The 14,127-nt window shown below is 33.3% G+C and carries 8 protein-coding genes and 2 pseudogenes; 3 read left to right on the top strand and 7 right to left on the bottom strand.

Annotation, left to right across the window (positions count from 1 at the left end):
- Nucleotides 1-832: 832 nt before the first annotated feature.
- Nucleotides 833-5,011 carry an autotransporter domain-containing protein gene (locus tag ACQH6S_RS04775; protein WP_425364373.1) on the top strand — a complete coding sequence of 1,393 codons (4,179 nt, stop codon included), beginning with the start codon at nucleotides 833-835 and terminating at the stop codon, nucleotides 5,009-5,011.
- Here the strand turns inward: ACQH6S_RS04775 and ACQH6S_RS04770 are convergent.
- The 7 genes and pseudogenes from ACQH6S_RS04770 to ACQH6S_RS04740 all read right to left on the bottom strand — a co-directional run bounded on the left by ACQH6S_RS04770 (nucleotide 5,008) and on the right by ACQH6S_RS04740 (nucleotide 12,248).
- Complete coding sequence (locus tag ACQH6S_RS04770; protein WP_094649775.1) at nucleotides 5,008-5,646, bottom strand: queuosine precursor transporter; 639 nt, start codon at nucleotides 5,644-5,646, stop codon at nucleotides 5,008-5,010. The genes ACQH6S_RS04775 and ACQH6S_RS04770 overlap by 4 nt on opposite strands.
- Nucleotides 5,647-6,043: 397 nt before the next feature.
- Nucleotides 6,044-6,676, bottom strand: coding sequence for a hypothetical protein (locus ACQH6S_RS04765; RefSeq protein WP_425360591.1), 633 nt, complete (start codon nucleotides 6,674-6,676; stop codon nucleotides 6,044-6,046).
- 95 nt (nucleotides 6,677-6,771) lie between these two features.
- The gene (locus ACQH6S_RS04760; protein WP_425360592.1) at nucleotides 6,772-7,329 is read right to left on the bottom strand and encodes a hypothetical protein; all 558 of its coding nucleotides are present in this window, start codon (nucleotides 7,327-7,329) and stop codon (nucleotides 6,772-6,774) included.
- 371 nt (nucleotides 7,330-7,700) lie between these two features.
- A complete protein-coding gene (locus ACQH6S_RS04755) occupies nucleotides 7,701-8,519 on the bottom strand; it encodes a YihY/virulence factor BrkB family protein (RefSeq protein WP_341749132.1) in 819 nt (272 codons plus the stop codon).
- Nucleotides 8,520-9,899: 1,380 nt separating this feature from the next.
- Nucleotides 9,900-10,053, bottom strand: a pseudogene (locus ACQH6S_RS04750) (palindromic element RPE1 domain-containing protein); the annotation flags it as partial.
- A gap of 408 nt (nucleotides 10,054-10,461) precedes the next feature.
- Nucleotides 10,462-10,737 (bottom strand): annotated as a pseudogene (locus ACQH6S_RS04745) (glycosyltransferase); the annotation flags it as partial.
- A 596-nt stretch (nucleotides 10,738-11,333) separates the two neighbouring features.
- Nucleotides 11,334-12,248 carry an NAD-dependent epimerase/dehydratase family protein gene (locus ACQH6S_RS04740; RefSeq protein WP_094649404.1) on the bottom strand — a complete coding sequence of 305 codons (915 nt, stop codon included), beginning with the start codon at nucleotides 12,246-12,248 and terminating at the stop codon, nucleotides 11,334-11,336.
- A 161-nt stretch (nucleotides 12,249-12,409) separates the two neighbouring features.
- Here ACQH6S_RS04740 and ACQH6S_RS04735 point away from each other — a divergent pair, with 161 nt between their 5' ends.
- Nucleotides 12,410-13,690 carry a glycosyltransferase family 4 protein gene (locus ACQH6S_RS04735; RefSeq protein WP_341749135.1) on the top strand — a complete coding sequence of 427 codons (1,281 nt, stop codon included), beginning with the start codon at nucleotides 12,410-12,412 and terminating at the stop codon, nucleotides 13,688-13,690.
- 51 nt (nucleotides 13,691-13,741) lie between these two features.
- Complete coding sequence (locus ACQH6S_RS04730) at nucleotides 13,742-13,957, top strand: hypothetical protein (protein WP_425364372.1); 216 nt, start codon at nucleotides 13,742-13,744, stop codon at nucleotides 13,955-13,957.
- Nucleotides 13,958-14,127: the final 170 nt, after the last annotated feature.

Here is a 14,127-nt window from a genome sequence, read left to right as displayed (position 1 = left end):
GTACAAGTAAAGCATATTTCGCTTCACTCGTCCATACCATCATTCCCGCTTCGGTGCGGAATCTATTATACCTCATGGCATTTTTAGATACCTGCTTTCGCAGGGATGACAACCATTATCCTCCCTGTTCGATTTAGTGTACCCCTACTCGACTTAGTGTCATACCTGCGTATGCAGGTATCTAGATTCATAGCTACAATTTTTATTCTATAAGTATTAAGCAACATAAAAACGTCATTGCGAGGAGGCGTGAGCCTACGAAGCAATCCATATAGTCTTGATGTATCTATACTAATTCTCATGGATTGCTTCGTCGCTACTAAAGTAGCTCCTCGCAATGACTCTTAGCAATCAGCTTTTTTACTCATCATAAGGAAATAAATAAAAAATTGTAGGGTACTATGATCTAGATTCCCGCCTACGCGGGAATGACAAAGAGAAGCGAGAATGACAAACATTATCCGGTTAAAATCTTCTAGGATTAGCTATAGATGGAAATGTAAATCATATTTTTTGAATATGATTATTCAATTGTTAATTATTTCCAGGCAATTCTGATTTTATTAAAAATAAGTAATAGACATTTAAAAATTATTATTATACTCTTAATAATAATATTAAAATATTCATGTAAATTATTAATAATAGTATGAAGATTTTTATATAAATTAACTGGATTGGTGGGCATAAAATATATAGTAAACCAAAATCGGATAATTATTTAAAGTGTTATTAATCCAATAACATTCAATTTACAAGTGGAGTGATTCAGTAAAAATTAGGGCAAATTATACTATTATCAACAAAGCCATTCAATATATGGGGGTTATATATGAGTTTAAGAATAAGCATATTATTCAATATTGGGTTAACACAACTAGTATTAATCAGTACATGTAAAGCCGAAGGTGGTATTTCACCACATGCAAAATTTGATGAATCTAGATTATCACCGAAAATTCTTACTAATAGCAATATTGTAAATACTAATACATCATTTACTGATAAAGAAATTGATTTAGAAAACATCTTCTCCAAAGAGAATACTCCACCACTTAAAGATTCTGACAAATCTAACTCATCATCGGAAATTCTTGCTAGTAGCAATAATACTAATGCATCATTTACTGATGAAGAATTTGATTTAGAAAACATTCAACCACTTAAAGATTCTGATAAATCTAACTCATCATCGGAAATTCTTACTAGTAGCAATATTATAAATACTAATGCATCATTTCCTAATAGAAAAACTGACTCAGAAAATATTCCACCATTTAAAGGTTTCAGTAAATCTAAATCATCATCGGGAATTCTTACTAGTAGCAATATTGTAAATACTAATGCATCGTTTCTTAATAGAAAAACTGACTCAAAACATATTCTCTCTAAAGAGAACACTCCACCACTTAAAGATTCTGATAAATCTAACTCATCATCGGAAATTCTTGCTAGTAGCAATATTATAAATACTAATGCATCATTTACTGATAAAGAAATTGATTTAGAAAACATTCAACCACTTACAGGTTTGGGTAAATCTAAATCATCATCGGAAATTCTTACTAGTAGCAATATTATAAATACTAATGCATCATTTCCTAATAGAAAAACTGACTCAGAAAATATTCCACCATTTAAAGGTTTCAGTAAATCTAAATCATCATCGGGAATTCTTACTAGTAGCAATATTGTAAATACTAATGCATCGTTTCTTAATAGAAAAACTGACTCAAAACATATTCTCTCTAAAGAGAACACTCCACCACTTAAAGATTCTGATAAATCTAACTCATCATCGGAAATTCTTGCTAGTAGCAATATTATAAATACTAATGCATCATTTACTAATAAAGAAATTGATTTAGAAAACATTCTCTCTAAAGAGAATACTCCACCACTTACAGGTTTCGGTATTTCAAATCGAAATCAATCTAGATATTTTGCATTTGGAGCAGATGAGAATAGAAGCCCGTCATTATTAACCCAAGAATCTAAGGAATCAACGCCAGAGTTACCTACAATTGCTCGACGGAAAGTGTATAGAGTAAGACTTCCATCTCAAAAAGGAAATCAATCATTAGAAGAAAAAAAGCAAATGGAAATAATAGCACAGAATCCTAACACAATGGTAAGTGAATCATCAAAAGAGGATGTATTAGGTACTGTTACAGCAACATCTAGTACAGAAGTAAAACAATGGGATGCAACTAGTCCATTGCCCTCACATCAAAGTAGCGGCACTAATCTTGGTGGTTCTCCAACTACTAATCTTGCTAAATACGCTACATCAACACCTACTGAAGTTCCAGCAAATCTTGTACTATCACCTTCTAATAATTCTAAATCAGATACATTTAGAGATTATAGAGATGGTCGTGATCCTGTCCTTAAATCTCCTATTAAGGATATAACGAGTACTTCTAATAAACAAAACAATCCATCTAATATAAGTAGAGAATTAAAACCATTATTCGATAATAATGGCTTAAAGAATACAGATTTACTGAGTACAGATAATCAGCTTCAAAAAATACAACCTTGCGAGGATGAAGAACAAGGATTAATTTCTGAATTCAAAAATCTTAGTATTACTGATTTTCCTGATTTAGAAGCATCAAGCTCAGGGGCAACCCAATTGACATTGCCAACAACAGCAACGATGTCCAATACCACCAATCACCGGAATAAATTGAAGAAATTAAAGCAAAGGCATAAAGATAATGAGTTTAAACAAGCAATGAAAAAACAAGAACAAAGGAAGAAAGAAGAAGCTAAAATAACAGCAGATAAGAAGCAGTTGTTGGATATGGTAAAACAAATGAATAAGGAGAGGAGACAGCAGGCACGAGCTGAGCAAAATAATAGAGCAATTGAGCAACAGTCTGTTGTTCCGAAGTCAATATCTCAAGAACCATTAGCTCCTGAAGGTAATAAAATTCCTGATTATACATTTGCTCAAAATAATATGAAATCAAGCACAGTGTTAGATGGAAATGAAGGAGAGTGGCAGGAAGTAGTAAATAAAAGGCAAAAGAGACTCAACAAGAAGAATATTGCTAAATCACTAGAAGTACATACAGAGTTAGTAGTGAAGCAAAATAATGGAATAATTGATCAACAGTCTATTGTTCCTAAGACATTTACCCAACAACCATTAACTCTTGAAACTAATAAAATTCCTGATTATGCATTTGCTCAAGACAAAATTGAACAAAGCATAGTGTCAGATGAAAATGGAGGAGAGTGGCAGGAAGTAGTAAGTAAAAGGCAAAAGAGACTCAACAAGAAGAATATTGCTAAATCAGTAGAAGTGCAACCGGAACCGCCAGCAGTGAAGCCGAAACCACCAGAAATGCAGCCGGAACCGCCAGCAATGAAGCCGAAACCACCAGAAATGCAGCCGGAACCACTACAAATGCAGCCAGCACCACTAGCAATGCAGCCGAAACCACCAGAAATGCAGCCGGAACCACTAGTAGTGCAGCCAGCACCACTAGAAATGCAGCCAGCACCACTAGAAATGCAGCCGGAACCACTAGTAGTGCAGCCAGCACCACTAGCAATGCAGCCGAAACCACCAAAAACAAATTTAGATTTAGAAGGGGAAGAAGACTATGGACTTACTGTACTTTTTAATGATGAAGAATCTGCAACATCGCAAACGTTAAGCCCAGTATCAGTGCCAACATCAACGTCAACTTCAACACTATCAGGAGCAACACGATCTTCAAAATTAAGAACAAGTTCTTTAGCTAATTCATCAAGTACACAGTCAAATTCAACACTAGAAAACTCAGACTCAAATTTAGACTCAGAACTTAACAACAACAAAGACTCAGATCAAAATTCAGAATTAAAAGAAAAAGAAGAGCAAAAACCAAATTCAAAATCAGAACTTGACAACAACCAAGACTCAAAATCAGAAACACCATCGAGTCCAGTATTAAAGCCAAATATATCAGCTGACAACGATATTGCCTCCCGCAATAACAGTGATGCATTAATATTGCAAGAACAGGTAAAAGCATTAGAACAACAAACAGTAGAGGTACAAAAACAAGTAACTTCAGCAACAATAAATTCAGTAGCATCAGTTTTTGATTTTATAGAACAGTCTGTTCAATCAAGATTCCACCAACTTGATCTTGCAGCTCTTGCTTCTGGTGATGAAGATAATATTGTGTCTAAAAATGTCTGGGTTAGTGGTACGATTGGTGTGGCTAAGTATGAGGGGGGTAACATATTAAGTAGATATACCGGCAGAACTAGGGCTGCAACTATTGGGGGTGATATAGAACTGCAAGGTGGTAGCATTATAGGAGGAGCTTATAACTATGTCATTTCTAACTTTAAATACAAAAATCGTACTGACAAAGTTGCTGCCCACGCCCATGTAATATCTATATATGGTCAAACTAATTTGTCTGATAAATTAATACTACAAGGTGTTTTTTCCTTTGCCCTTGGTAATGTTTCTGCAAAAATACCAGTGCAAAACCAGATAGCTAAGGCTAAATTTGATAATACTTCATATAGTAGTAAGATAGTAGTTGCTCACAAGTCACAATTTGGTAAAGTACTAATCACCCCAAATATTGGGTTAAAATATGGAGGATACAATATTGCTGGATATAATGAAAGATTTGAAGCACAGAGTCTATCGGTCGCTGCTACTAATGACAGAAGAGCTTCTGGAATTATAGGATTTGAAGCAGTTATACCAATAAAGATTAGTGATACTACCCAGGTGATTCCTGGATTGCACATGGAAGGTGAGAAATTTTTGCATAATAGGCAACAGAAGGTTCGTATGCAGATAGCGTCAGGTTCCAACAAAAGAGAAGAAGTATTGCTACTTGAAAAACCGGCTAAATATAACTACAAAGTTGGTGGGACTATTACTATAAAACGTGGAGTGACAGAAATTATGGCAGTATATGATTATTTAGCTTCTAATAATAAATACTCTAGCCATCAAGGTTCGATAAAATTGAGAGTATCGTTTTAATTCCGACTCCTAATAAAGTACACCACATAGTAAAATATTGGGGTAGTTGCTATGGTGAAAAACAGTTTGAATAAATAGCTGTTAAATATTAAAGATATCATTTGTTCATAAGGTACAACCCCAATAACTGTAACAAAAATAACTACAATCGATGTATCAATAAATAACGATATGGCACTACTCAAATTTCTTAGAAAAAGGTATTTATTGTTAGTAAGTTTGCGAATTAGTAAATAAAGCCTTATATCTATCATCTGAGCTGTATAACTAGCTGTTATTGAACCAAATAGTGATACGCTATATGCCCCAAATACCGAGTCAAAAGTATTATTGTCAATTTTTGACCAGGTAGTAGCTTGTAGATAACCCATGAAACTGATAATACATAATACCAAAATATTTATACTAGTTGCCAATCTAACGCAAAATTGTGCTTTCTCTTTACCATAAAACTCGGATATTAAGTTAGTTATTAGAAAAGTGACCGGATAAAAAATCGCCCCAACCGATAGTTCAAAGGTATAAATAGAGAAAATAGGTAAATAAACAAATTTCTGATATACTAAGTTACTAACTACTATTAGCACAACAAATAAAGCACATAAAAAAACATAAATTTTTTCTTGTAACTGCATATATAGATAGCCCTAATAAGTTCTTAATATTGAGTTGTAAATTGTCATTTCTTCCCACTATTGTAATTCCCGCATAGGCGAGAATCTAGTACTACAGTTGTAGTTTAGATGTGAGCATTCACGATTTTTTTGTGATGAATAAAAAAACCTGATCACCAAGCGTCATTGCGAGGAGACCGTAAGGTCAACGAAGCAATCCATTTTTAATCACTTTCCTGGATTGCTTCGTCGGTCTGGCAACCTCCTCGCAATGACATCTTATACTTTAACCTTTTTTCCGTGAACACTCACATTCAATCTACAACTGTAGTACTAGATACCTACTTACGTAGATATTACATACTACGCAGGAATAACACAAACAGTATAGATAAATATTAATCGGATTAAGAGTCTATTACACCTCTGAATCATAGTCAATATGCTTTCCTGATACATCAACATTATGTTTTCCTGATGAATCATCAAGACTATCTAAATACTTTAGATTTGTAGCAAGCTGAGTTGGCGTTAACTCACTCAGCATATTTGAGTAGTCATTCCCAGTAACTGTAAGGACTGGCGAGTACTCATACTGCAACTTCTGTAATGCTATTAGAGCTGTATCGATAGTATCATATTTTTCAAAATTAATACATAGTACAGGTACATTAGCTTTTTTAAAACAATCAAATATTTTGTTAATACTAATATTTGGATTCTTCAAGAGCTTAACTACTATAGACTTATAATTATTGATTGCTGCCTTATCAACATTTATTCTGGATGAGTTAAGCTCCTGCTTAAATAAAGCTTCAACTTTCTTATTAGTAAACTCATTAGATTTAACGAGCTGATAAAGGTCGAATTGCAGTGTCTGAGACACATTATTAAACAGGGAACCTATGGCGACAGGGTCTTTATCTCTTATAGCTGCAAGTATCGTAATAGAGTTGCCTATTTCAGTGGGCAACGTCTTTAAAAAAAACCTAACCGGGACGGGGGGATTTTCATCTGATTTATATTGTGTATAAACTTTTTTTCTTTTCATAATTATAATCTATTTTAGTTAAAATATAGGTCATTGCGAGCGAACGCCCGTGAGCGTGGCAATCCACAATTGCTACCTCCTAGCAATGACAGTTTTTAGTTTATTGTGTTCACATCCATATTTGAAAATTCTCCTAATGCGACTACAGCATTTTCATCAACTACATCACTAGTATTTGAATTGGGTGATAGATACGTATGCTCCAAGCTATCTAATTTTTCCAAAGCTTTAGTTATAGTACATTTTTTTCCAAAGTTAGTATATACAGATAAGTTACTATCTACAGATTTAGCTTCGTTAAGTGTTGTGCATATATCGTTAAATTTTGCAAGTTTATTAGTAGAACAATAATACAACACCTGCAAACAATTTTTGATTGCATCCTTGTCATTGTTCTTGGATGATTTAAGCTCCTTCTTAAATAAATCCTCAATTACCTTTTCATCAAAACCCCCCTTAGTAGATGCAAGTTTACATTGTATTTCCTGAGATACACCAAATATATTGCATATTGACCAAATATCTTCAGCAATCTTTTTATTGTTTACAGCTGCAAGTATCGTCTTAGTGTTGTTTATTTCAGTGAGGCGCATTAAATTGGGATTACTGCCGATATAGTGATCTCGAGTTGCTGTATGTTTTTGTTTTGCCATAATTATAATCTTTTTTAGTTAAAATCACTAGGCTATGTGAAGGAAATTTGAATAGATCAGAATAATGATGAGCATCCCTGCTCGACTTAGTGTCATACCTGCGTAAGCAGGTATCCAGATTCCCGCCTACGCGGGAATGACAAAGTAATCAATGTCACCCCTGCTTTGGTGCGGGGTCTTAGATTCTGCACCGAAGCACAAATAACAAAGGGACGAACGCGAATAACAAAGATGCAACCATTATCCCATCGTTCAAGCTTTTACTTAGATATCCTTCACATATCCTAACAAAACGGCTTGTACTACTATTTTAGCTAGGACGCAACAAAAATTTCACAAAAGTAAACAAAGATTTACTTTTATTTAACAATTCAGTGATGTTTTTTTAGCAAATAATTAAATTCTGCACCATATATAAAAATCATGTTAATAATATAAAAGAACATTAGGGTTATTATTATACCACCAAGTGAACCATATATTATGCTTAATTGGTTATAACTTCTTATCCAAGTAGATAATAAATATCCACTTATCACCCATAAAATTACTGTTAATAAAGCTCCAGGAAATACCTCTGTAAAATTTAATGTTATATTAGGGACGATATAATATAATGATGATGAGGTAATAAATAATGAACAAAAAATTATAACATATCGTAAAATAGTTAGAGCTAGCATATGTTCTTCCATTATTTGTAAAATCATCGGCAGTTTTGTCAATATTATTGGCACTATAATTAGAATGAACATAGCAAAAGTAACGAATATGCTGATTACTAAGAACTGTACTATGCTAAGTAATCTTCGTCTTATGTATGGAGGGGGTGATTTTATTTCATATACCCTATTTAAGATTGTTCTTAAACATTCAACAAAAGATGATGCGGTCCATATACTTCCTACTATCGCTACGGTCATTAGACTTTGAGGTGGAGTTTTACTAAGTTCATTTATCCTAGTTTTTATTGAGTCAGTAGCCAGTTCTGGCATACTCTCAAGAAAGATAGTTATAAAGTTCTGCCCGAGTTCTGAGGCACCAATAAAACTTGTTAATGCTAATAAAAAAACTAAAAAAGGAAAAAATGCCATGAGTATCATAAATGACATATACCCTGAATGTTCAACACCATCATGTTCAATTGTTTTTAAAATTGCCTGATATAGGCATCTTATAATTCTTTTCATCAACTGACTTTATTTTGCTTTATATAGTTAAAATAATAACACTCACCTTAATGTTACCCCTGCTCGCCTTAGTGTCATCCCCACAACTGTTGAAAGTTAGAAGAGGAAGCGGGTTTAAACCGGATAGTTTAAAAATCGTATGTGGTCAACGTCTATTAGCGAGAAAGACCTTAGGTCGACGAAGCAATCCATAAAAGTAACCAAAGATGGATTGCCACGACCTACTTGCGTGGTCTCGCAATGACAGAAAACCTATCTAAAACCTGCTTTACCTTCTAACTTTCAACAGTTGTGGTGTCACCCCTGCGTAGGTAGAGGGGTCTAGATTCCGCACCGAAGCGGGAATGACAACTTATTACTCCCCTCACCTATTATGATCATTATTTATGACTGTTAGCAAATAGTTTTTTAAAGCAAGAGCATTTTTATTATATTTTCTAATAAACTCCGGTAGTTTGGAACGTATCATATCAATATTTTGTTGAACCTTTTCTATTGCTTTAAATATGGTCAGCGGACAATCAACGCGATTAACAGTTAACATATCACGTAAAAATTGATCATCATAAATATCTGCTGTAGGACCAACTAAGCAAGGCACTCCTAAACTTAGACTCTCTAAAACTATCATAGGTGAACATTCTGAATTAGTAATGTATAAAGTTAAATTAGTATTGGCAATAAGTTTTATTAGTTCTTGATGTGGTAATTGCTCTGGAAAAACTTTAAGCTCTACATCCTGCATCATCCAACAAGCATGTTTATTGTCATTAAAATGGCAATTAGTGTAACAAGAAACCTTATCTTTCAACATACTTATTGCGGCAAATTGAGGATAGAGATTTTTTATCCATATGCTAGAAGCACTCCATATACCAATTGTAAATTTACTATTCTCTATAGCTATCACCTTTTTTTCAGGCATTGATGGTATGAAGTTTTGTAATAAATAAGATTGAATACCATTAGCTATCAAAAATTGTTCTAGACCTTTCTTCAGGGTGATAATAGCCTTAATCTTATTTTGTTTATATAAATTTAACCATTTATAAAAATCTTGGCAATGATGAGAATCTACCCATTGGGCAGGAGAACCATGCCATAAAAAGTAAATATCTAAATAATTATCAGCCTTAAGCTGATGCAACTTTTCTACTAATTGAGCATGAACATCAAGCCCACCCGATATAACTAATTTTTTAATGCCTGTTTTGATAATTAACTGAGCTATTTTAGTGATAATTTTGTTGGGTAAATATGCATTAATATAATTTAGCAAAATATTTGCTTTGCCTATAGGAAAAGGAATTATTTGGTCAAATAATTCTTTAGTGGAGTTAGCGACTCCAGGAAAAGTACTAGAATATATTACGTAGATATCGTCAATAGACCTCTTGTAAAACTCTACTTCTGCTGGTAATTTGGACAATGATGCGGTACTCGAATCCTCACATACACTAGAGTACGCTTCGGTTCTGCGTTCCGTGTCTCCTACAAATTCCTCAGCATAAGCGAGTTTTGTAAGAGGTCTAATATCCTTTTGCTGTCCTTGGTATTTGATTATAAAATTTTTAAAATTATCATAATCATTTTCTGAAGAACAAGAATAAAGCATTGTAATTATTCGTCTAGCAAGCAATCTAACCCAATAATATCTTAGAAGAGGTTGTGCTATCTTTTTTAACAAACGAATAGAACGGATTTTATCAATTATCGATGGAGCTTCGCCCTTATTAACAAGGTTGATATCTCTTAAAATTTGTTGCTTTATTTGTAAATTTTGTTTTTTGTTATGATTTTTTACTGAAATATCTATAAACGAAAGCCATAAATTTTGCAAATGGGCTTTATCGGCAAAGATTTTTTGATAAGCAAGAAAATTTTGCTGTTTAATTTTTGCTAGTAAATCTCGGTCAACATCTAATTTTTTTATTGCCTCCGTAAGATACGAATGATTTCTATTGATTATAAACTGATGTTGTATATCAGGTAGCACCTCCCGGACAATCCCCACGTCAGTAGTAATAATTGCACAACCAAATGCCATCGCTTCAATAAGCGTCAACGGTGTTCCTTCTTGCACTGAGGCTATTAGCAAAATGTCTGTTTCTTTTAGAGTATCCCAAACTTCTTGTTTTGAGTGTAGTCGCTTATTTTTATCTATTATACATTTTTTGATATGAATTTTCTCATGCTCAAGCTGTTCTAGGGCTGGCATAATTACTGTTTTTAGACCTTTGTAATCGTCAATAGTACTATACCAACTTTCCCAAGCACTATTACCAATCCATGTGATAACTAGCTGACTAGAGGCTAAACCAATTTTAGGATCAAGGGGAATTTGTGAATCTGGAATTAATACATTATCATAAATTACTTGCCACGGTTTTGGATATTCTGGGATATTTGCATAAATATCATACAATCTTTTAGAGCTAGTGTAGTAGTTGTCAATAAATCGGAAAGTTGGTAGATTTTTTAGTATGTCAGATTCATTTTCAATAAATAAATGATCAGGTATGCTAATGGTAATGGCAATATTTAATAATTTTTCAATATTACTATTAGTGTTAATACCATTATCTGCTATAATTTGCAGTAAGTGCGTTAAATACCCGCGATGAAAAAAATGTATTAATTTAATAGAATTATATTGGTTTAAATTAATTAAAAACTCCTCCGATGTTTTATAATCACAACTATAAATTATATGACAATCATATTGATCATTTAACAAAGATTGAACAAACGAAGCAACGTTATCAAAAGCCCACCCCCTAATATCCGCTACTAAAATCAGGGTTTCTTTGGAATTCATAAATTTACGCTAAATAACTCTAATAATCCAGTTGCTAACTCATATGTTGCTTTATAATTTAACATCTGCTGAGCCAATTCTGGGCTGCCAACAGAAGTATTTATACTACCAACTTGAGGTGGTAGATATTTTATTCCTTTGATAACAGCGATTTTATCAATTAATTGAATAAGTTCATTTATAGAATAGGCACGTCCTGTGCAAACATTTAGTACTGGTGCCGATGATGCCACCATAGATAAGGCTCTAACACACATATTTGTTACATCTGAAACATGTATAAAGTCCCGACTTTGATTTCCATCACCAAAAATCACCAACTCTTTACCATCTTTCACTTGTTCTCTAAATATTGATATTACACCAGAATAATCAGAATTTTTAGGTTGTCCTGTACCATAAACATTAAAAAAGCGTAAACCACAACTTTTAAGAGATTTAACCTCGCCAAAAGCCTTAGCTTGTAGCTCGCAGGCATATTTATCCGCCGCATAAGGAGAAAGTGGACTCACTTTGCCATTTTCTTGTAGAGGAAAATCACTGATCTTGCCGTAAACAGCAGCAGATGACGCATATACCACAGGAATATTTTGTTTACTTGCCTGAAGGAAGATATTAATGGTTCCTGTTAAATTTACTTGATGGCTATAGTGCCAATTATTAATTGATTCCTGCACACTTGCCACTGCTGCAAGATGAAAACAACCCTCGATATTTCTAAATACTTTCTTCACAATATCTTGATCTAAAATATTTCCTTGAATAAACTCAATATTTTTATCAAGTGAACTATTAAAGGTACCAGTTGAAAGATCATCCAATATGACAACTTGGTGTCCTTCTTTGGTTAATAATTTAACAAGGTGCGAACCAATGAAACCAGCTCCACCAGTGACTAAATATCTTGACATATACTATATAATAAGTTTAATTCAATTATACTAAAATGATTTGAAGAGTTTGCTCCGCAAGACTGTAGGTAATTCGCGTACTCACCCTTTGGTTATTGTCCCCATTTCCCAAATCATTTGAGTATGATTTTATGTTATAGAGTTATTATAAAGAAAAATAAATGAAAAAAATCATTATTTTTACAAATACAGATTGGCACTTTTATAACCATCTTCTGCCAATTGCTTTGACTGCTAAAATTAAAGGATATGAAGTTAAAGTACTAACAGATATTAGTGAATTTAAAGATAAAATAGAACAGCATAATTTACCAGTAATTCCAATTTCAATAAAGCGTGGAAGTATTAACCTTTTTACTGATTTACTATTATTAATCAAGCTAATCAGAATATTAAATAAGGAAAAACCTGATATATTACATAATTTCACTATAAAACCAATTTTTTATGGAAGTATCAGTGCTTTTCTGTGCAATACACCACAAATCATTAACACTTTTGTTGGTATGGGTTTATTGTTTATCAGCAATAAATTTTTACTAAAATGCCTTAGGAAGATCATAGTTAAAATATTATCCCTAATAAGCTATTATAAAAGTATGTTATTTGTTGTACAAAATGATGATGATTTAGCTTTAGTGGTGAAATTAGGTATAGCAAACTCTATTAGCATTACAGCAAATTCACAAACGTCATTGCGAGGAGCCGCTTTGCGGCGACGCGGCAATCCCAAAATGGTCAGGAATGGATTGCTTCGTCGGCTCATGCCTTCTCGCAATGACCCCAGTTTGCTATGGATAGGTACTAATCAGGTTAGCCATATTGCTCCACCAAATTTAGTCATTAAACAATGTAGTGTCGGTATAGAAACCAAGAAATTCCCTCTCCTACCAGAACCGTTAGGTAATAAAATAGTAGTTGCCTTAGTAGCTAGAATGCTTATTGACAAAGGTGTATATGAATTTATATATGCCGCAAAAATATTAAAACAGAAAAATATCGATGCTGAATTCTGGTTAGTTGGTCAGCCTGAACAAAATAATAAACAATCAATAGCACAATCCATATTGGAAGACTACCAAAATCTAGGATATATCAAATATCTTGGATATCAGAAAGATATAGAAGAAATATGGAAAAAAGCCCACATCGCCGTATTACCCTCCTATCGTGAAGGACTAAGCCGCTCCCTTTTAGAGGCTGGGGCATATGGTAGAGCGATTATTACTACTAACGCTCCAGGTGGCAGAGAATTAATACAAGACAAAATAAATGGGTTATTAGTCAAACCTCAAAATATAGAAGATTTAGCAATAGCTATGGAGCTGCTAATCACTAGACCTTCGTTACGAAAACATCTTGGTGTGCAAATTCGACAAGATATTTTAGAAAAATATGATAACCAATTAATCTCTGAGAAGATGGTTAATTTTTATGGCTAACCCTTAGGCTTTATAGCAAAATTACGTTATTGCAAGCGAATGAATGTGAACGTGACAATAACCTATATTTTAACTAAAAAGATTATAATTATGGCAAAACAACAAGATACTCGATCATTTAGAATTCCTGAATCATTAATGTACGCTGAAATACAAAATTCTAAGATGATACTTAAAACTGTAAAAATTTTGAATATTACAAATCCCAATGTTCTAGAGATACTTGATATATTTGAACAAAATAATATAGCTGTATATACTCGATAATCAAGTTTTTTGCAGATTTGAATAAAATATAGGATCATGGTTGTCATCCCTGCGAAAGCAGGTATCTAAAAATGCCATGAGGTATTATAGATTCCGCACCGAAGCAGGAATGACAAATTTTGCGTTTAAAGATAGATGTCGTGACTCGGATATATTCAAATTTTCTTCAA

This window comes from Candidatus Tisiphia endosymbiont of Mystacides longicornis (genome assembly GCF_964031095.1).
In the GTDB taxonomy this organism is placed as follows: Bacteria; Pseudomonadota; Alphaproteobacteria; order Rickettsiales; family Rickettsiaceae; genus Tisiphia.
Note: the sequence above shows the minus strand (reverse complement) of the source record. Positions and strands in the feature narration are given on the sequence as shown.